Below are 18507 nucleotides of genomic sequence, written 5' to 3' on the forward strand. Positions count from 1 at the left end.
CCCGCCGACCGCATCGGCGTCGTCCGCGCGCGCACGTGCGGCGCGGGCGAGCAGCGGATCGGCGGCCGCGAGGTCGCCGCGCGCGAGCGCCTGCAGGCCGCGCTGCTGCGCGATGTAATCGGGATCGCGTTCGAGCCGGCGCTGCGCATCGCGCCGGCTGTCCAGTTCGGCAGCGCGGTCGCGGAATTCGGTGTCGTCCGGCACGAGTGCAAGATACGCATGCAGCGCGTCGAGATACGCCGGATCGCTGCCGGCCGATTGCAGCACGCGCCGCCACAGCGCCATCGCCTCCGTATGGTCGGCGTCGTCCCGCTTCGCGAGCGACCATGCGATCCGGTTCGCCTCCGCGCGCGTGTCGGCACGCTGGTTCAGCAGCCGCGCGAGCGCCATCGACGCGCTCGTATCCTGCGGATCGGCCGCGGCCGCGCGGCGCAGCGCGGCGATCGCCGGCTCGCGACCGCGCGGCGCATTCGACACGATCTGGTAATACTCGGCGCCGAGCGCACCCGACGGCGCGCCGTTCGGAAACAGCGCGACGATCCGCCGGGCTGCCTCGTCGGCGCGGCCGCTGCGCGCGAGCAGGCGGATCTGCGCCATCTCGCCGCGCCCGCTCGTCGCGACGCGATATTCGTCGGCCACCCGCCGCGTCGCGGGCGCATTCGGCGACTGCGCCTGCAGGCGCGCGAGCGCGGCCTGCGCGCCCTTCGCATCGCCGAGCCGCAGCAGCACACGGACCTGTTCGGCAAGCAGTTCGGGATCGCCCGGCGCGATCAGCAGCCCCTTGCGCAGCGCATCGTGCGCGAGGTCGTCGCGATGCTTGACGCCCCACATCCGCGCGGTATCGAGCTGACGCTGCGCATCGGCGGAAGCGGCGGCCGCCGGCATGGCGGTTTTCGGCGTCGCCGCGTCGGCTGCGGTGCCCGGCGCTGCCGCGCACACCGACGACGCGAGCCATGCGAACCCCGCGACATGCGGCGCGGCGCACTTCAGCGGGCGGCGCACGAATGGCCTCCCCAGCGGGCGTCGAGCGTGCCGTCCGCGCCGAACCTGTAGCGTCCGTCGCGCCAGCCGAGGCCGAACAGCGTCAGCACGCTCGTGTAATAACCGGGCGCCGACTGGCGCGCGAGCGACTCGACGCGGGCCGCCTGCGCATCCGCGAGCGCGCGCTGGCCGCGCGCGTCGAGAAACGGCACGGCCGCTGCGGAAAATCCGCCGTTGCCGTCGTTCGGCTCCGCGACGCCCGTCGTCGTATCGACCTTCTCCGGCGGCGCGCCATGCGCGGCGATATGGTCGGCGAACGGCGCGAAACGCGCGAGCAACGGCGCGGCGAGCGGATCGGCGCGGTCGAGCATGCCGGCCCACAAGTACACGCGGATCGCGTTGTACGCGCTCTGCGCATGCGTCTGCGGATCGGGCCCGAAGCCCGTGCCCGCGCGATACAGCGCCCAGTCGGGCGAAAAACCCTTCGGCGCCGTGTCGAGCAGCACGCGCCCGGTGCTGGACGCCAGCGCGGCCCAGCGCCGGTCGTCGGGCAGGCGCGCGCCGAGCGCGCGGATCACCTGCGGCGGCGAATAGCTCGGGTTCACGCGCCACTGGCCGTTGGGCAGCCTGAAGCCGGTCGGCCCCGGCAGCAGCGTGACGCCGAGGCCCGGCACGGTCGCGGTTTCCTCGTCGAGCACGCGCTTCGCGAGCAGCGCGCCGCGCGCCGTGTAGCTGCGCTCGTGCCACAGCCGCCCGGCCTCGACGAGCGCGTACGCGATCCACAGGTCGGCGTCCGACGCCGCGTTCGCGTCGAGCACGCGCCACGCGCCGTCGGGCGCGCGGCCCCACAGCCACGCCGGCAGATGCGCGCTCAGGTCGCCCTGCGCGAGGTTGTTCTCGGTCCATGCGAGGATCGTGTCGAACATGCGCCGGTCGTTCGCGACCAGCGCGAAGAAAAGCCCATACGCCTGCCCCTCCGACACCGTGCGTGAATCGGCCGAACCGACGTCGATCACGCGGCCGTCGGCCGAGATGAAATCGCGCTTGAACGCGTCCCAGCGCGGCCACGCCGCGCTGCATCCGGCGGCGGCCGCATCGGTCGCGCTGGCTCCCGCGGCCTGCGCGCGAGCGGCCATGCCGCCCGCCGCACACGCCATCGCAACCGCCAGCGCGAGTGCCGCGCCGACGCGCCGCGCCGGCCGCGTTGCCCGTCGCTTCGCCATAACCCGCGCCATCCGTTACATCCCCCGTCGACGCGCGGCGATTCTCTGCAGCACGCTGAACACGCCGAGCGCGAGCAGCAGCCCCGCGACGACACCGACCGCGCCGAGCACGACCGGATGCCGCGCCGCCTGCGTCCAGACGCGCGCATACCACGGCACGAAGCCGACCACGTAAGGCTCGCCGACGCGCAGGCTGTCGACCTGCCCCGGCCGCACCAGCGCGAGGTCGCCCTGCAGCTGCGACACGAGGCCCGAGTTCTCGAACACGTTCAGCAGATCGCCGAGGCGCGGCTGGTCGGTCGCCGTCAGCGCAACGACGCTGCGGCCATGGCTGCCCGGCAGCTCGAAACCGGCGAGCGCCGCGAGCGGGCCCGTCTGCTCGATATGCGCGCCGCCGTCGGCCAGGCCGACGCCGTTGCGCCAGCGCTCCTTGACCGTGAACGCGACGCGCGTCGCGCCGTCGCCGCCCTGCTCGCCGATCGCGAGCGGCAGCGCCGAGCGCCAGTGCGCGAGCAGCGGCGACGCGGGCGAGCCGTCGATCACGAGCAGATCCTTGCTGCCCGACAGCGCCGCGACGTCGCCGGGCCGCGCGACCTGCACGCGCAGTGCCGGGAAACCCGTCCACTCGCCCATGTGGCCGAGCATCGTCAGGTAGGCCTCGAGCTCCTGCGGCGACGGCCGCTCGGGTATCACGACGGCCGTCTGCGACAGGTCGGCGAAGCGCGTGAACGGAAAACCGCTGTTCGCGAAATACGCGAGGTTCGGCAATTGCGCGTAATGGACGAAGTGCGAGAAGTCGATCGTCGAATCGGGATCGATCGCCGCGCGCTGCGGCTCGGTGGCCGTGCTCGAGCACAGGCCCGTCTTCTGCGAATCGAGCGTGAAGCGGAACTGCAGCTGGTTGCCGCTGCCGACACGGAACGCCGGGATGTCGACATCGCTCGTCACGCGCCCTTCCGGCACCGACAGCAGCGGCAGCTGCATGCGGCCGCGCGCGTCCTCGGCATGGGCCGGCCCGAGCCGGTACGACTTCACGAGCTGGTCGTTGATCTCGACGGCGAGCGTCGAGTTGTCCTGCAAGGTCGGCGCCGTGTAGCGGTAGCGCAGCGTGATCGGCACGCCCGAGCCGTTCCATGAATGGAGATCGGCCGGCACGCGCAGGTTCAGGCGAATCGCGTCGGGCGTCGTGCCGCGCGCTTCCAGCTCGCGCAGATCGGACACGAGTTCGCGGAACGCGATCGGCCGGTTCACCGGCAGCCAGCGCGGCGCGTCGTACGGCTTGCGCGGCGCGCCGAGATCGACGTGCGCGACCGTCGCCGCCGGCCCCGACAGCGCCGCGCGGCCGAGCACGAGCGTCGCGACCGCGTCGTCGACCTCGGCCGCCGTGCGGCCCGTGACGACGAGCAGCTTGCGCCCCGGCGCGGCCGGGTTGTCGGCAACCGCGAGCAGCGGACCGTTGACCGACGGCAAAGCGAGACCGGCCGGCAGCGTCGCGGTCGTGCCGACCACCACCGCCTGGTCGTCGGCCGGCAGCGTGGACGACACCGGGAAGCGCGCATGCCGGTAGTCGGCCAGCGCGCCGAACCACGACGCGAGCACACCCGCGCTGCGCAGCGTCGCCGAATCGGGCGCCCCCGGCAGCACGAACGGCAGCCGCACGCGGCCGTTGTCGCGCCGGTCGAAAAACGGCGCGGGCAGCAGCGCGAGATCGTTCGGCAGGCGGACCGGCGATTCATCGAGGATCAGCTCGCTCGTCGGGCTCACGTCGGCCCACAGCGCCGAATTCGACGGATCCTCACAATGGTCGAGCGTGTAGTGCGCGATCAGGCGCAGGCCGATCTGGTTGAAATCCGAAAAATAGCGCGGATCGATCGGAATATCCTGCGTGACCGTGCGGCCCGCGCGCGCGGCGTCGAACGGGACGGTCGCGATGACCTCGCCGTTCACCGACACCTTCAGGTGCGACATCGGGAACACGAGCGACGGCGAATACGCGTAGGTCAGGCGTAGCCGCGCGCCCGTGACCACGCGGTCAAGACGCACGCCCGCGTGGATCGTGCGCGCGTCGTCGGCGCCGCGCAGGCGCAGCGGTTCGAACGCGCCGAGCGACGCGAACGGCACGCGCACGGTCGTCGCCGGCAGCCCGGCGGACGGCGCACTGGCCGCCGTCGGCGCAGCCGCGAGCACCGACGCACCGCCGGGCGACGCCGCATTACCGGCACCGGGCGCCGCAGCGGTCGCAGGCACCGCCGGCATCGGAGCGGCCGACAGCGCGGCCGCGTGGAAAGCGCCGACCATGGCAACCGACAGGACGAACAGCGACGCGACCGGCTTCATGCGCCGCTCCGTTTCGTCAGGGTCATCCCGTCATCCGTCGCGTCGACACCGACGCGCGCAAAGCAGCCATGCCCGTGAGTGAACATCCCCACTGCTTCCCCTCATATAGCTAACTGGCCTGATTCATTTATCAAAACGAAGCGGCCCATTCTTTAATCGGCTGTCGTCGTGTTGCGCGCGCGCCTGGCACCGGCACGCGCCCATTCGTCACACTATCTCAAAAACAGGACAAAACTTACCCCGATTCGCGACGATGAAGCGGAAAAAACCTCAATCCGGTCGGAAATGCTGCGCGAGAAGCACGAATGGCAAGAATTGCGCCGTTGTCGCCGGACGGGCCGAACGGCATGCTGCCGGCGCGGTGCGGCTTGCCGGCGGCAGTCCGTTGCAGACCGCCCGGGCCCGGGGCCGCACTGCCGCGGGGCGGCGCGTATGCTACCGCAATCCCGTTACGCCGAACGTGCTTTCTTTCATGGAAAGCTGACCTGTATCAAATCACCGACACCGCCACTCCGTCCCCCGATACGCTGCTGCGCATCATCACCGTGCAGACGGAGATCGCGAAGCTCGGTCTCGACCTCGGCAGCGCGATGGCCCAGGGCCTGATTACATTAACGACAGGCTTGCGCTGGCCGCCCCGCGGACGATTTATTTGAATTCGGGGGAACGTGCGTTGCGGGCCCGTTGCAACCGTAAAGAGGCGCTAGCCGATCTGCGGCACCGCGATCGCGAGCCCGACCACAACCCACTGCACAACCGCGACGAGCACACCGGCCCGGCACAGCCCGACCGCGCCGCGCACGCGCGCGTCGAGTGCGCGCCCGGCCTTCGCTGCGTCGATCCAGCCGAGATCGGCAAGCGCACGGTCGAGCGCCGCAAGCCCGTCGTCGACCGACGCATCGCCCGCCGCCGCCCGCGCCAGCGCGGCGAACAGCCGGCGGTCGATCTCGATGCGCACCGCGTACCACAGCGCCGCGATCCCTGACCCCGTGCTGACGACGGCCAGCAGCACGCGCGCGATCGTCGCCGGCGCCCAGCCCGATGCAACCCACCAGCCCGCGCCGGCCGCGGCCAGCGCAGCCGCAATCGCCCACACGCCCGCATCGAGCGCGCCGCGCGCGGCGGCAATCCGAAATGGAGCGGACGGATCGCGCATCACACACCTCCCGCGCTGCGACGGCGATCGATCCAGTGCTGCAGCACGGCCACGCCGTCGTCCGACCACACCGCGTGCGGCCGCACCGGGCGCACCGCGGCAAGCGCGTCGCGCGCATCGCCGAGCCCGCGCCGCGCGGCGAGCCATGCGGCCGCGCACAGCACGCTGCGCCCGTAACCGAGCGCGCAGCAGACCAGCACGTCGCGCCCTTCGCCGTGCAGGCGTTCGAGCGCCGCGACTGCCTCCGCGAGTTGCGCTGCGGTCGGTGCGACGAGGTCGAGCTGCGGCACGGCCGCATACGCGAGCGCCGCATCGGCCGCCGCCCAGCGCGGCATCTCGGCGGTGAGGTCAACCAGCGCCGTGAAGCCATGGCGCCTTACGTCGCGCGTCGTCGGCGTGCGGCCGATCGACACGCGCTCGTCGATCCGCACCGGCGCCGGCTGCCGAAACGTCCACAGCCGCGAATTGACGAACGCACCGGCGATCGTCGGCGCGAGCAGCCCGCGGATGAAGACCGGGAAACGCCCGTGCGCATCCTTCTGGAATGCACCGGGCGCGCCGCGCCGGTAGAGCCACGCGACGCACGCGAGCGCCAGCGCGATCCACCCCGCCGCCAGCGCCCAGCCCGGCGCGCGCGGCACGCACCACAGCGCCACGAGCGCGACCAGCACCGCGCCGAGCGCATAACGACGCGCGAGCGCGCGGCCCGCCGCGCCCGGCGACGCATCGGCGCCCGGCAGCCGGCCCGCGGCATCGCGCAGCGGAAACAGGAACAGCGCGAGACAGCCGACGGCCGCGCCGGTCGGCACGTCGATCGCGTGATGCTGGTAGGTCGTCAGCACCGACACGCCGATCGCCGCGAACCACAGATGCAGCACGACGCGCGCGACCGTGCCGCGCAGATGCTTCGCATAGACGGCCCACAGCACGACGAGCAACCCGATGTGCAGCGACGGCGCCTGGTTGAACGGCTTGTCGAACCCCATCAGCAGCGTGAACAGCGCGCCGGCCGCGCCGCCCGGGTCGGGCCGCTCGAAACCGAAGCGCAGCGGCCACGCGATGAAGCACGCGACCGACACCAGTTGCACGGTCAGCAGCCGCTTCACGTGATCGAGCAGATCGGCGCGGCGCGTCCAGAAGAAGAACGACAGCGCATACAGAAGATCGATCGACCAGTACGGCACGATCGTCCACGGCACGAACGGGATCGCGTGCTCCCAGCCGAACGCGAACGTCGGCACCGCCGCGCGGCGCGCAGCGAGCCAGTTCGCGAAGCCGTACGTCGAGAAGAACACGGCACCCATCGCCGCGAGCCAGCCGAAGCGCAGCGCGAACGACGCGTCGCGCGCGCCGGCCGCCGGCTCGGCGAGGCCGCTCGCGCCGCCGCCGAGCGCGCTCATGACGCGTCGATCCGCTGCGCGAGGCTGACCGTGAAGATGCCCATCTCGTCGATCCGCTGGTCGAGCTTGCGGAAGCCCGCGCGCGCGACGAGTTCGTCCATCTCGGCCTGCGAGCGGCGGCGCATCACCCAGGTCGCCTCGCCGCGGTGATTGTTCAGCGCGCGCGCGATGAATTCGAGCTGCGGATGCCACGGCTGCCCCGTATAGACGAGATAGCCGCCCGGCGGCACGGCCTGCGCGAGCCCGCGCAGCGAACGTTCGATCAGCGCGTTCTCGCCGAACAGTTCATAGAGACCCGACACGATCGCGAGCGTCGGGCGCGGCTCGAGCGTCGCGAGCGACGTCTCGTCGAACGCGTCGCCGCGCTCGAAGCGCGCGATCGGCTCGAGCCCGCGCTGGGCGATCAGCACGCGCCCGGCCTCGACGTTCGGCGGGCTGTAGTCGCGCAACGTGATGTCGTCGGGCGCCGCGCCGTCGCGCTCGGCGGCCGTTGCGATCGCGTCGAGCACGTAGCGCCCGTGCCCGGCCGCGATGTCGACGATCCGCACCGGCGTGCCGTGGCCGCGCAGGCGGCCGATCGCCGTGCCGATCAGCTCCTGCAGATGCACCTTGCGCTGGCGGATGCCGACCCAGCCCGGCGAATCGAGATACGTACGGTCGATCAGCGCGCCGACGCCGAGCCGCCCTTGCGCGCGGTTGCGATACACGTAGTCGAGCGTCGAGCCCGAATCGAAGCCGAGCCGCAGCCCGAGAGCGATGCCGTCCGACAGCGCGCCGCCCGCTTTCAGGCCGGCGCGCGTGAGCGCCCAGTACGCCCGCGCAAACACGTTCGCGGGCGGGCGGCCGAGCGCCGCGTATTCGTCGTGGAACGCGCCGCGCCGATCGGCGTCGGCGAGCGACACGCGCGGGCTCGGCGCATCGAACTCGCGCAGCACGAACGCGCGCAGCGGCGCGAGCGCCTGTGCGCGGTCGCGCTCGCCGAGCGTGTCGTGATAGAAGCCCCGCAGCACGATGCGCTCCTTGCGCGCCGAGCCGAGCCGTTCGAAGAAGCGGTCCTGCGGGCCGCGATGCACGACCCAGTCGGCGCCCGAGATCAGCAGTTGCGTCGGCACGGTGATCGCGGCCGCATCGGCGACGATCCGCTGCGCGGTGTCGTGCAGGTCGAGCAGCATGTTGACCGCGATCGGCCGCGTGATCAGCGGATCGGACGCGTAGCTCGCGATCCGCTCGGGATCGTGCGTGAGGAATTTCGGCTTCACGTAGCTGTTCACGTAGAACAGCCCGCGCAGCTTGTGCATCAGCCGCAGCCCCGGCCGCGCGAACGGCACGTAGAGCTTGATGTGGAATGCCGGCGACGCGACGACGAGGCAGCGGATCGGCGGCGCGTAGTCGTGCGCCCAGGTCGCCGCGAGCACGGCGCCGACGCTCTGGCCGACCACGGCCATGTCCTCGATCGCGATGCCGTGCGTGTCGCGGATATGCTCGACGAAGGTCTGCAGGTCGCGCACCGATGCGGCCGCGCTCGGGCTATAGCCGCGCGCGCCGGGCGAGCGGCCGTGGCCGCGCGCGTCCCATGCGAAAAACGCGAAATCCGGCAGGTCGAGCTCGCCGACGAGGTGCGCGACGCGCGCCGAATGCTCGTGGCCGCGATGCAGCAGCACGATTGCGCCGCGGCAGCGCGGGCCCGTCGCGGGCCAGTGACGATAGAACAGCGTTTCGCCGTCGTGCGTGATGAAGTCGGCCTCGCGGGCCGTGCGTGCGCTCATGTGATCTCTCTCGTTTCGTTATTCGAATCATGTGGCGCCCCCCTCCGGCGCCTCGTAGGTCAACCGCCCTTTTCGGCGATGCCGGCCTGCACGCGCCGCACCACCGTCACGATCGACAGCACGATCAGCAGCCGCCACAGCCACGCGGCGATGCTGCCGACCGGCAGGCCGAAGCCGATCCACAGCGCGAACGCGCCGAGGGCCAGCGCGCGGTCGCTCTTGCCGAACGGGCCGTCGTAGCGGCGCGTTGCGCCGACGAGCGGCCCGATCAGCCCTGCGCATTCGACGATCACCGCCGTCAGCGCGAACAGCCAGACGTCCGCCGCAGCGAACGCGGAAACGGCGAGGAACGGCAGCACGAGCGCGACATCGGACACGATGTCGCCCAGCTCGTTCAGGTATGCGCCGAGCGTGCTCTTCTGCCCGTGTTCGCGCGCGAGCATGCCGTCGATCGCGTTGAGCGCCATCCGCGCGAACAGCCACAACGGAATCAGCAGAAACAGCACGCGGGCGAATACGCCGAGCCCGGCGAGCGCACCGACGACGATCGAGCCGCCGGCCGCGAACAGCGTGACCTGGTTGGCGGTGACGCCGCGTTCGGCGAGCGAATTCGCGAACGGGCGCAGACGGTCCTGGAATTTGGGTTTGAGTGCGTAGAGGCTCATCGTTTCGTATTCGTATTTTTCGCGCGGCACAGTCGGACACGTTTCCCGCCGCCATGCCCCGGGCGGCGAAACGGCCTTCGTCGGCCTTCAATGGACGGCCCTCATCGTCGCCGAGCCGCTCCGATGCGTCAAGCACGCCACGGGCCGCCCGCGCGGCGCCAATCTGGCGTTTTTGACGGAAACTCGCGATAATCCGCTGGCCCGATCGCAGCGAAGATCCATTCGAACTGCAAACGGGCGCTCGTGCAATGGCCGATCATCACGCCGCCGACCGGCACATTCGCCGCTACGCAACGTGCGTGTGACGGCGAACCGTCCGATTATCGCGGACCTGCGACAGGCAGCCACGAACTTGAAAAAATTTAAACAAAGGCCGTCCGGCGCGCATCCTGCCGCGCCGGCATTCCGGGATCCCGCCCGCCGCGCATGCGCGGCAGGCCGGGCATGCAGGCAGGAGGCGCCGCGCCGATGAACATCGTCAACGTCTGGCAGCGCGACTTCCTGCTGTCCATCGTGCGGCTCGTCGCCGGCGCGTATCCGGTCTGGCATCAGGCGCCGCCGTCCCCGACGCAGAAGATCTATTTCTCGAACCATACGAGCCACATCGACACGCTCGCGATCCTCGCCGCGCTGCCGCGCGACGTGCGCGCGGTCGTGCGACCGGTCGCCGCGCGCGACTACTGGGACAGCAGCGACATGAAGCGCCACATCGCGCAGAAGCTGCTGAACGTGGTGCTGATCGACCGTCACCGCGAATCCGGCGGCGACCCGCTCGAGCCGGTGCGCGACGCGCTGCGGCAGGGCCACTCGATCATCATCTTCCCGGAAGGCACGCGCGGCGCCGACGTGCTGCCGCAGCCGTTCAAGAGCGGGCTGTTCCATCTCGCGACCGAGTTCCCGAACGTCGCGCTCGCGCCGGTCTACCTCGAGAACCTGCAGCGCATCATGCCGAAGGGCGCGATCTGGCCCGTGCCGCTGATCTGCAAGGTGCACTTCGGCGCGAACGATGCGCTCGGCGACCAGGAAGACAAGCCGACGTTCCTCGCCCGCATGCGCGACGCGGTCGTCGCGCTCGCGCCGCAGCGGCCCGCAGGCTGAACGCGGCGCCCTCCTCTCCCTTTTTCCGGATATCCCCATGCGAACACTCTTCTGGGAACTGGTCGCGGGCGTCACGGGCGTGCTCGTCGTCGCCACCGTGATCGGCGCGATCCTCGGCGCGCGCAGCGGCGGCACGAGCTCGACCATCGTCAACCTGAACCAGCGCATCCGCGCGTGGTGGGCGATGATCGCGATCATGGCCATCGCGATCGGCCTCGGCAACAACGTCACGTATCTCGTGTTCGCGCTGCTGTCGTACCTGACGCTGCGCGAATTCATCACGCTCACGCCGACCACCGCGAGCGACCACACGACGCTCTTCATCGCGTTCTTCGTCGCGATCCCCGTGCAGTACCTGCTGCTCGGGATCAACTGGTACGGGATGTATTCGATCTTCGTGCCCGTGCACCTGTTCTTCGCGATGTCGCTCGTGTCGGCGCTCACGCAGGACACGCGCGAATTCCTGAGCCGCAACGCGAAGATCAACTGGGCGCTGATGGTATGCGTGTACGGGCTGAGCCACGCGCCGGCCGTGCTGATCCTCGACATTCCGCGCTACGCGGGGCAGAACGCGCTGCTGCTGTTCTTCTTCCTGGTCGTCGTGCAGATCAGCGACGTGCTGCAGTACGTCGTCGGCAAGCTGTTCGGGCGCCGCAAGATCGCGCCGCAGCTGTCGCCGTCGAAGACGGTCGAAGGCTTCGTCGGCGGCGGCCTGCTCGCGACGCTGTGCGGCGCGTCGCTGTATCGCGTGACGCCGTTCAGCTTCGGCGCGGCGTTCGGGATCTCGCTCGCGATCGTGATCGCAGGCTTCGTCGGCGGGCTCGTGCTGTCGGCCGTCAAGCGCTCGCTCGGCACGAAGGACTGGGGCTCGATGATCGCGGGCCACGGCGGGATGCTCGATCGCGTCGACTCGATCTGCTTCGCCGCGCCGGTGTTCTTCCACCTGGTGCGCTACCTGTACGTGTGATGCGCGGAGGGTGCGACGCGGCCTGCGCGTCGCGCTGCAACCACTCAATACCCTTCCCGCACCGCCTTCGGCACGACGTAGCGGCCGCGCGCCGCGTCGAATTTCACCACGTAGCGCGCCCGGACCGCGCGATCGCCGCGCGTGCCGGTTTCGGTCACGATCAACGGATAGACGGCGCCGGTGCCGGTCAGGTCCGGCGTGATCTCGAAGCGCAGCGCCTCGCAGCGCACCGGGGCGTTCGCGCATTCGTTCGACTCTGCATTGTCGAGCGCCTCGTTGATGCGCGCCGCCGCAAGCACCAGCGCATCGCCGTACGGCAGCCAGATCGAGCGGATACGTTGCGTATAGCCTTGTCGCGAATCGCCGTCGCCGATGACGAAACCGAACAGATGCGGCCCGAGCCGCTCGATGCGCGGCGTGCCCGGCTCGCCGCGCGTGCCGGACGCGATGTCCGTCTTCTTCGACACCGCTTCGAGCCCCTTGCCGTCCGGCGAAGGCCGCAGCACGTACAGATCGCCCGTGCCCGGCGTGGCATCGCTGTCCATGCCCGGCATTCCGTTCTGCACGGCCGCTTCGGTCTCGCCGCACATCGCGAGCAGATACCGCGGGCCGTCGGCAGTCGCAACGCGCAGCGAGCCGCACGGCGAATATATCGAATCCCCCGCGTCCGACTGCCAGCCCTTGCGGTCCGCGCGCCACGTGCCGTAGCTGTCGCTAATGAACTTCTGCAACTGACGGTCCGGATGAATCGGATCGGCCGCGTGGACGGGCGACGACGCGGAGAGCGCGGCGAGCACCGTGAGTGCGGCAAGTGCGGCTAGCGAAGCCGCGAACGGCTTGCCGGATTCTTTTCGGTGCTGGGCAGTCATGACGAGGTCCGGTCGAATCGGGAGGCGTGTAACAGATGGATGCAGGCGCACACGATCAGGGTTGGCGTGGCGCGATGCCGGTGCCGTCCGGCTTCAGCCGCGCGGTTTGCACCCACCCTTCGGCAATGCCGTTCGTGCGCGGATTCAAATAGACGACCGACGTGAAACGGCCGTAGTCGGTTCGCGCATCGACGTGGTCATGCTCTACGATGAACAACCCGTCGATCCGGCATGCGTCATCAGGCGCGGAAAAGAACGGCAGGCGCCCCTTGCCCGTCACGACGCGGCCCGCATCGCTGCCCGTCACGTAATCGCCCTGCGCTTGCGCACGGCGATTCAATGCGTCGCAATCGACGGCGCCGTGCAGGGGTGCGGCCGGTGCAGCACACGCGGACACGAAGCGCGCCAACGCGCGCCGGTCGATCACGAGCACGTCCGGCCGGTCGGGGTCGCGCGTAACGTCGAGCGCACGCATCGCTTGCGTATCGAGCGTCACCCAGCCGATCGTCGCATCGCGGTTCGGCGTGCCTGGGTGGTCGGGCGTGACGAACAAGCGAATGCGCAAGATGTTGCCGTCGCGCTCATCCACATTGGCGTGGATCGCGCGCCGGTCCATCGCGGTCTGCCGCAGCGCCGGCACGATCAGTTGCGTCAACTGCTCGTCGCACGATGCCGGCTGCGCGGCAGCAACAGCCTGTGCGACCGTCACGCCCATGCACGCCAGCGCGGCGAGCACAGCGACGGCCGCGAACCGGCGACGACGCCCGGCCTCGCCATTCGCGCCGGCCGGCGTTACGATTTCGTTCTTCATTGCAGGACCCGGTCGATGCGCGCGGCCCGCGCCGCGCGCGCGGGCATGCACCCGCGAGCCCGTAGCGTACACGCACGGCGCCCGTTCCGCCGCTCCCCCTTCGTGCATCCCTCTCGCAGCCTTCGGCGACCGCGGCCGGATCACGCCGATACCGTCTCGGCCCGGTGCGAACCCGCGAGCTTGAATTCGCCGACCGTCTGCGCGAGCTGCGCCGCCTGCTCGCGCAACAGCGCCGCGGCGGCAGCCGATTCCTCGACGAGCGCCGCGTTCTGCTGCGTCGAGTGATCGAGCTGCGACACGGCCTGGTTCACCTGCGCGAGCCCGGTGCTCTGCTCGTTCGCCGCGACCGTCATTTCCGCGATCACGCTCGTGATGCCGCGCACGCCCTCGACGATCTCGTCCATCGTCGCACCGGCCGTCTGCACGAGCCCCGAACCGCCCTCGATCTTCTCGACGGACGACTGGATCAACTGCTTGATTTCCCTGGCCGCCACCGCGCTGCGTTGCGCGAGCGTGCGCACCTCGCCCGCGACCACCGCGAAGCCCCGCCCGTGCTCGTGCGCGCGCGCCGCCTCGACGGCCGCATTCAGCGCGAGGATGTTGGTCTGGAACGCGATGCCGTCGATCACGCCGATGATGTTCGAGATCTCGGCCGACGCCTTCGTGATCTCGTCCATCGTCGCGACCACCTCGCTCACCACCTCGCCGCCGCGCACGGCGACACCCGACGCCGATTCCGCCAGTCGGCTCACCTGCGTGGCCGCATCGGCCGAGTTGCGCGCCGTGCCGGCGATCTCCTCGAGCGCCGCCGCCGTCTCCTGCAGGCTCGATGCCGCAAGTTCGGTGCGGCTCGACAGATCCTGGTTGCCCTGCGCGATCTCCGCGCTCGCCACGTTCACGGATTCGCTGAAGCCGCGAATCTGCAGCAGGATCGCACTGATCTTTTCGGCGAACATATTGAAAGCGTGCGCGATCTGCGCGGCCTCGTCGCGGCCGTCGGCCGGCAGCCGCTTCGTCAGGTCGCCGCTCCCGCTCGCGACGTCGGTCAGCGCATCGCGCACGAGCAGCACGCGCTTGAACGCCGCGTTCGTCAGTGCGCCGACGAGCGCTACCGCGACGCAGGCGACGACGAGGATCGCAACGAGCGTCGTCGTCGCGACGGCCCGCATGCCGGCCGTCACGTCCGACCGGTCGAGCGCCATCACGAGCGACCAGTCCGTCCCGGCGATCGGGCGCGCGCGGAGCAGCTTGGTCACGCCGTCCACGTCGATCGCCACCGGTTCGGTCGCCGCCTGCAGGCCGGCGAGGCGCTCCGGCGTCAGTTCGGGCGACAGCTCGACGGCCGGCTTCATGATCAGATCGGTCTTCGCGCCCGCGATCAGGCGCCCGCTCTTGTCGACCAGGAACGCGAAGCTCGACGGCGTCGGGTGCATCGATGCCACGATCGCGCTCGCGCGCTCCATGTAGAGGCTCGCCGCGAGCACGCCCTTCAGCGTGCCGCCGCGCACGATCGGTGCGGCGAACGCGAAGGCGGGCTTGCCGGTCGACGCGTCGCGGTACAACGCCGTGACGACGAGCCGGCCGGCCTCGACCGCCTGCTTGAACCACGGGCGCGCGGTCGGATCGTAGCCGGCTGCGAGCGGGACGTTCGAGTACGCCGTGCGGTCCGGTAGGCCGAGCGTGAGCACCTGGAAGCCGCCCGATTTGCCGAGCAGCGTCAGCGCCGGCAGCGGATCGCCTTCGCCCGGCGCCAGCGTGTCCGCGAGCGCCTGGGTCTGCTGAGCGCGGCTCGCGACCCACTCGTCGAGCGCGAGCGCGTGGCCGGTCAGGACGGACTGCAGGTTCTGGTCGATGGTTGCGTCGTTGTGTTGCTTGACGACGTAGTACACAAGGCCGCCTGTCACGGCCAGGGCCGTGACCACGATGGCGACGCAGGTCGCCAGAATCCGGGCGCGAATCGATGACAGCATGATGACGTTGATCTCCGGTTGCCGCGTTGTTTTCGATTGGTCAAATGGGCACTCAATCGTCCTTAACGACCGCGCGAGACGCAACTTGAGGTCCGACTGGTCGGACCGGCGAAAAAAAGCGAAACCGGGCCTGGAGAAGGCACGCGAGATCAATACCCGCGACGGGTCAACACGCCGACTGGATGGGAAAACCGGCGGTTCAGCGTTGTGCCCGCACCCCGGCGCCGACGCCGCCCGTCACGCCGGGTCGGGCACCTCGATTGCCAGCAACGCCGAACTGACCGACTTGCCGTGCGCATCGAGCGCGAGCGAGCGCGTCACGCCGCCGCCGAGCGCATCGCGCAGCACGAAGTTGAATGCACCCAGCGCCGGCAATTCGTAGCGCACGACGTCGCCGTGCACGATGCCCGCGAGCCACGCCTTCACCGTGCCGGCATCCAGATGCGTGCGCAGATGGTCGTAATGACGCGGATCGCGACAGATGACCGATACATTCAGCGTATTGCCCTTGTCGCCGGTGCGCGCATGCGCGAGTTCACGCAGTTGCATCATGCCTCCACGAATGAAAACGACGGCGTCACCGCCGCGCGCGGCAGCAGCACCGACTGCACCGCGATCACCTCGCGCGTCGACTTGAACGCGCCGCCGCCGCCGGCCGGCCCGTTCGTATAGAGCGTCTCGACTTCGTTGCCGATCCGCACCGCTTCGTCGGCACTCGCCGCACGGCCGGCCACCCGCACGCGCACCTCGGCCGGCTCGCCGCGCACGGCCGGCGTCGCGTCGCCATACAGCGAATCGACGCCGATCAGGTCGAAGCGCAACTCGGTCGCCGCCACGCCGGTCAGCGCCAGCCGCTCGCGGACGATGTCGAGCGCGAGACGCGCGCGTTCGAGCGCGCCGGGGCCGCCGTACGAGATCTGCCCTTCGCCGATGTAGCCGTCGACGTACGCCACCGACACCTTCAGCGTATCGGGCCGCGCGGTACCGCGCCCGCCCGTCACGTGCACACGGTCCGTTGCTTCCTCCGCGACCGCGACCCGCGTGAAATCCGCGACGACGTCGGGCTGCAGATACCGCGCCGGATCGTGAATCTCGTAGAGCAGTTGTTCCTTGCAGGTCGCCGCGCTCACGCGGCCGCCCGCGTGCGCCACCTTCGTGATCACGACCGAGCCGTCCGCCGAGACTTCGCCGATCGGGAACCCGAGGCGAGCGAGATCCGGCACGTCCTTGTAGCCGGGATCGGCGAAATAGCCGCCCGTCACCTGCCCCGCGCATTCGAGCAGATGGCCGACGACCGTCGCCTGCCCGAGCGTGTCCCAGTCGTCCATCCGCCAGCCGAACGCGTGGATCAGCGGTGCGGCGAACAGCGACGGATCGGCGACGCGCCCGGTCAGCACGACGTCCGCGCCGGCCGCGAGCGCGTCGACAATCGGCGCGGCGCCGAGATACGCATTCGCGGACACGATGCGATTGCGATACGCGGCGACTTCGTCGCCCGATTCCTCGAAACGGAACGCGCCGCGCAGCACGACGTCGAGCACGTCGTCGCCTTCGACCGCCGCGACTTTCAATCGAGCAATACCGAGCGATTGCGCGATCTGCGCGGTACGTCTTGCCGCTGCGCGCGGGTTCGCCGCACCCATGTTCGATACGATGCGCACGCCCTTCGGCACGGCGACCGGCAGCACCGCACGCATGCGCGCGTCGAGCAGCGGATCGTAGCCAAGCGCCGGATCCTTGCGGCGCGCCTGCTGCGCGATCGCGATCGTGCGCTCGGCCAGGCATTCGAAGACGAGATAGTCGAGCTGCCCGTGTTCCGCCAGTTCGACCGCGGGCTCGATCCGGTCGCCCGAGTAGCCGGCGCCCGCGCCGATGCGCACACGCCGTTCAGGTTGCTTTGCTGTCATGTCCGTACCGTCGTCCGGCGGGTGCGCCGCCGGGAAAAATCAAAAGATGCCCAGCACGACGCACGCGATCGTCATCACGATCGAGGCGCCGAACAGCAGCGGGAACGTGAATTTCTGATGCTCGGCCAGCTCGATGCCGCACAGGCCGACGACCAGGAACGTCGCGGGCGTCAGCGGGCTGACCGGAAACCCGGTCGTCATCTGGCCGAGCAACGCGGCCTGCCCGACCTGCACGGCCGGCACGCCGAGCTGGCCGGCCACCTCCGCGATCACCGGCAGCACGCCGAAGTAAAACGAATCGGGATCGAACAGCATGCTGAGCGGCATCGACGCGAGGCCGAGCACCACCGGAATATGGCCGGCCATCGACGGCGGCACGAAACCGACCGCGGCCTGCGCCATCGCCTTCAGCATCCCGCTGCCCTGCATGATCCCCGTGAACACGCCGGCCGCGAGCAGGATGCCGGCCATCATCAGCGCCGCGCGCGCATGCGCGTCGACCCGCTTTCTCTGCATGTCGACGTCCGGGTAATTCACCATCAGCGCGATGCACAGCCCGACCATGAACATGATCGCCGGCGGAATCTTCTCGCCCATCACGACCATCGTGCCCAGCACGACGAGCGTCAGCACGAGGTTGAACCAGAACAGGTGCGGCCGCCGCAGCGCCTGCTCGTCGGGCGTCAGTTCGCGCGTCGGCAGCGGGATCGATGCATCGTCGCGCGTGAGGCCGAGCCGCTTCTCCTCGCGCCGCCCGAGCCAGTACGCGACGCCGAACACGAACACGAGTCCGATCGCCTGAACCGGAATCAGCGGATTGAACAGCGCCGACACCGGCAGGTGCAGCGACGCCGACGCGCGGATCATCGGCCCCGTCCACGGCAGGAAGTTGATGCCCGCGGCCATCGACACGGCCGCGGCCAGCACGCGCCTATCCATCTTCAGCCGGTCGTACAGCGGCAGCACGGCCGGAATCGTCACGAGAAAGCAGACGGCGCCCGAGCCGTCGAGATGGATCAGCAGCGCGAGCAGCGTCGTGCCCGTCACGATGCGCGTCGGCCGCGTGCCGACCGCGCGCAGGATGCGGTCGATGATCGGGTCGAGCATGCCGGCGTCGGTGATCGTCCCGAAATACAGGATCGCGAACACGAACATCCCGACGACGGGCGCGAGGCCCTTCAGCCCGTCGATGACGAACTTGCTGGTGTGCAGCCCGAAGCCGCCGATCAGCGACGCCGCGATCGGCACGATGATCAGCGCGACGAGCGGCGACATCCGCTTCGACAGAATCGCGGCCAGCAGCACGACGATCGTGCCAAGCCCGAGTAACGGCAGCATCCGTGTCTCCTACCTTGTC

14 protein-coding genes and 1 pseudogene are annotated in these 18507 nt (G+C 70.1%); 2 read left to right on the forward strand and 13 right to left on the reverse strand.

All coding sequences use genetic code 11. The features are described 5' to 3' along the window. The 7 genes and pseudogenes from ACPUER_RS15305 to ACPUER_RS15335 form a co-directional block, all read right to left on the reverse strand. Nucleotides 1–1002: pseudogene (locus ACPUER_RS15305) on the reverse strand (cellulose biosynthesis protein); the annotation flags it as partial. Beyond that, on the reverse strand, nt 987–2216 hold the full coding sequence (bcsZ, locus tag ACPUER_RS15310) for a cellulose synthase complex periplasmic endoglucanase BcsZ (RefSeq protein WP_425131491.1): 1230 nt from the start codon (nt 2214–2216) through the stop codon (nt 987–989). The pseudogene ACPUER_RS15305 and the gene bcsZ, both read right to left, overlap by 16 nt. A 3-nt stretch (nt 2217–2219) precedes the next feature. Then, nucleotides 2220–4541, reverse strand: coding sequence for a cellulose biosynthesis cyclic di-GMP-binding regulatory protein BcsB (gene bcsB / locus ACPUER_RS15315; RefSeq protein WP_425131492.1), 2322 nt, complete (start codon nt 4539–4541; stop codon nt 2220–2222). Between the two features lie 703 nt (nt 4542–5244). Then, on the reverse strand, nt 5245–5697 hold the full coding sequence (locus ACPUER_RS15320) for a hypothetical protein (protein ID WP_425131493.1): 453 nt from the start codon (nt 5695–5697) through the stop codon (nt 5245–5247). Further along, a complete protein-coding gene (locus ACPUER_RS15325) occupies nt 5697–7097 on the reverse strand; it encodes a phosphatase PAP2/dual specificity phosphatase family protein (protein ID WP_425131494.1) in 1401 nt (466 codons plus the stop codon). Before ACPUER_RS15325 ends, ACPUER_RS15320 begins: the two co-directional genes overlap by 1 nt. Then, nucleotides 7094–8863, reverse strand: coding sequence for a bifunctional alpha/beta hydrolase/class I SAM-dependent methyltransferase (locus tag ACPUER_RS15330; RefSeq protein WP_425131495.1), 1770 nt, complete (start codon nt 8861–8863; stop codon nt 7094–7096). Before ACPUER_RS15330 ends, ACPUER_RS15325 begins: the two co-directional genes overlap by 4 nt. Before the next feature lie 59 nt (nt 8864–8922). Next, nucleotides 8923–9528, reverse strand: a complete 606-nt coding sequence (locus ACPUER_RS15335) for a CDP-alcohol phosphatidyltransferase family protein (protein ID WP_310134757.1) — start codon at nt 9526–9528, stop codon at nt 8923–8925. A gap of 468 nt (nt 9529–9996) precedes the next feature. On the opposite strand from ACPUER_RS15335, the gene ACPUER_RS15340 reads away from it, so the two are divergent. Next, nucleotides 9997–10626 (forward strand): lysophospholipid acyltransferase family protein, encoded by a 630-nt coding sequence (locus tag ACPUER_RS15340; protein ID WP_425131496.1) that lies wholly within the window; start codon nt 9997–9999, stop codon nt 10624–10626. A 37-nt stretch (nt 10627–10663) separates the two neighbouring features. Then, complete coding sequence (locus tag ACPUER_RS15345) at nt 10664–11593, forward strand: phosphatidate cytidylyltransferase (protein ID WP_034183328.1); 930 nt, start codon at nt 10664–10666, stop codon at nt 11591–11593. Between the two features lie 44 nt (nt 11594–11637). Here the strand turns inward: ACPUER_RS15345 and ACPUER_RS15350 are convergent, their stop codons facing one another. From ACPUER_RS15350 to ACPUER_RS15375, 6 genes are all read right to left on the reverse strand, one after another. Continuing rightward, nucleotides 11638–12462 (reverse strand): topoisomerase IV, encoded by an 825-nt coding sequence (locus ACPUER_RS15350; RefSeq protein WP_425131497.1) that lies wholly within the window; start codon nt 12460–12462, stop codon nt 11638–11640. Between the two features lie 55 nt (nt 12463–12517). Further along, nucleotides 12518–13273 carry a hypothetical protein gene (locus ACPUER_RS15355; RefSeq protein WP_425131498.1) on the reverse strand — a complete coding sequence of 252 codons (756 nt, stop codon included), beginning with the start codon at nt 13271–13273 and terminating at the stop codon, nt 12518–12520. A 140-nt stretch (nt 13274–13413) separates the two neighbouring features. Beyond that, complete coding sequence (locus tag ACPUER_RS15360; RefSeq protein ID WP_425131499.1) at nt 13414–15243, reverse strand: methyl-accepting chemotaxis protein; 1830 nt, start codon at nt 15241–15243, stop codon at nt 13414–13416. Between the two features lie 237 nt (nt 15244–15480). Next, on the reverse strand, nt 15481–15792 hold the full coding sequence (locus ACPUER_RS15365; RefSeq protein WP_175963906.1) for an AtuA-related protein: 312 nt from the start codon (nt 15790–15792) through the stop codon (nt 15481–15483). Continuing rightward, nucleotides 15792–17150 carry an acyclic terpene utilization AtuA family protein gene (locus ACPUER_RS15370; RefSeq protein WP_425131500.1) on the reverse strand — a complete coding sequence of 453 codons (1359 nt, stop codon included), beginning with the start codon at nt 17148–17150 and terminating at the stop codon, nt 15792–15794. Before ACPUER_RS15370 ends, ACPUER_RS15365 begins: the two co-directional genes overlap by 1 nt. A gap of 39 nt (nt 17151–17189) precedes the next feature. Next, nucleotides 17190–18488, reverse strand: coding sequence for a CitMHS family transporter (locus tag ACPUER_RS15375; protein WP_425131501.1), 1299 nt, complete (start codon nt 18486–18488; stop codon nt 17190–17192). Nucleotides 18489–18507 lie beyond the last annotated feature (19 nt).

This window comes from Burkholderia sp. DN3021, assembly GCF_049805555.1.
Lineage (GTDB): Bacteria > Pseudomonadota > Gammaproteobacteria > Burkholderiales > Burkholderiaceae > Burkholderia > Burkholderia pyrrocinia_C.

Bases quoted from the DNA above. Each gene is read 5' to 3' on its own strand.
- ACPUER_RS15330 (WP_425131495.1), bottom strand. From the start codon at position 8,863: ATGAGCGCACGCACGGCCCGCGAGGCCGACTTCATCACGCACGACGGC.
- bcsB (WP_425131492.1), bottom strand. From the start codon at position 4,541: ATGAAGCCGGTCGCGTCGCTGTTCGTCCTGTCGGTTGCCATGGTCGGC.
- ACPUER_RS15370 (WP_425131500.1), bottom strand. From the start codon at position 17,150: ATGACAGCAAAGCAACCTGAACGGCGTGTGCGCATCGGCGCGGGCGCC.
- ACPUER_RS15365 (WP_175963906.1), bottom strand. From the start codon at position 15,792: ATGCAACTGCGTGAACTCGCGCATGCGCGCACCGGCGACAAGGGCAAT.
- ACPUER_RS15325 (WP_425131494.1), bottom strand. From the start codon at position 7,097: ATGAGCGCGCTCGGCGGCGGCGCGAGCGGCCTCGCCGAGCCGGCGGCC.
- ACPUER_RS15340 (WP_425131496.1), top strand. From the start codon at position 9,997: ATGAACATCGTCAACGTCTGGCAGCGCGACTTCCTGCTGTCCATCGTG.
- ACPUER_RS15350 (WP_425131497.1), bottom strand. From the start codon at position 12,462: ATGACTGCCCAGCACCGAAAAGAATCCGGCAAGCCGTTCGCGGCTTCG.
- ACPUER_RS15320 (WP_425131493.1), bottom strand. From the start codon at position 5,697: ATGCGCGATCCGTCCGCTCCATTTCGGATTGCCGCCGCGCGCGGCGCG.
- ACPUER_RS15335 (WP_310134757.1), bottom strand. From the start codon at position 9,528: ATGAGCCTCTACGCACTCAAACCCAAATTCCAGGACCGTCTGCGCCCG.
- ACPUER_RS15375 (WP_425131501.1), bottom strand. From the start codon at position 18,488: ATGCTGCCGTTACTCGGGCTTGGCACGATCGTCGTGCTGCTGGCCGCG.
- ACPUER_RS15355 (WP_425131498.1), bottom strand. From the start codon at position 13,273: ATGAAGAACGAAATCGTAACGCCGGCCGGCGCGAATGGCGAGGCCGGG.
- bcsZ (WP_425131491.1), bottom strand. From the start codon at position 2,216: ATGGCGCGGGTTATGGCGAAGCGACGGGCAACGCGGCCGGCGCGGCGC.
- ACPUER_RS15360 (WP_425131499.1), bottom strand. From the start codon at position 15,243: ATGCTGTCATCGATTCGCGCCCGGATTCTGGCGACCTGCGTCGCCATC.
- ACPUER_RS15345 (WP_034183328.1), top strand. From the start codon at position 10,664: ATGCGAACACTCTTCTGGGAACTGGTCGCGGGCGTCACGGGCGTGCTC.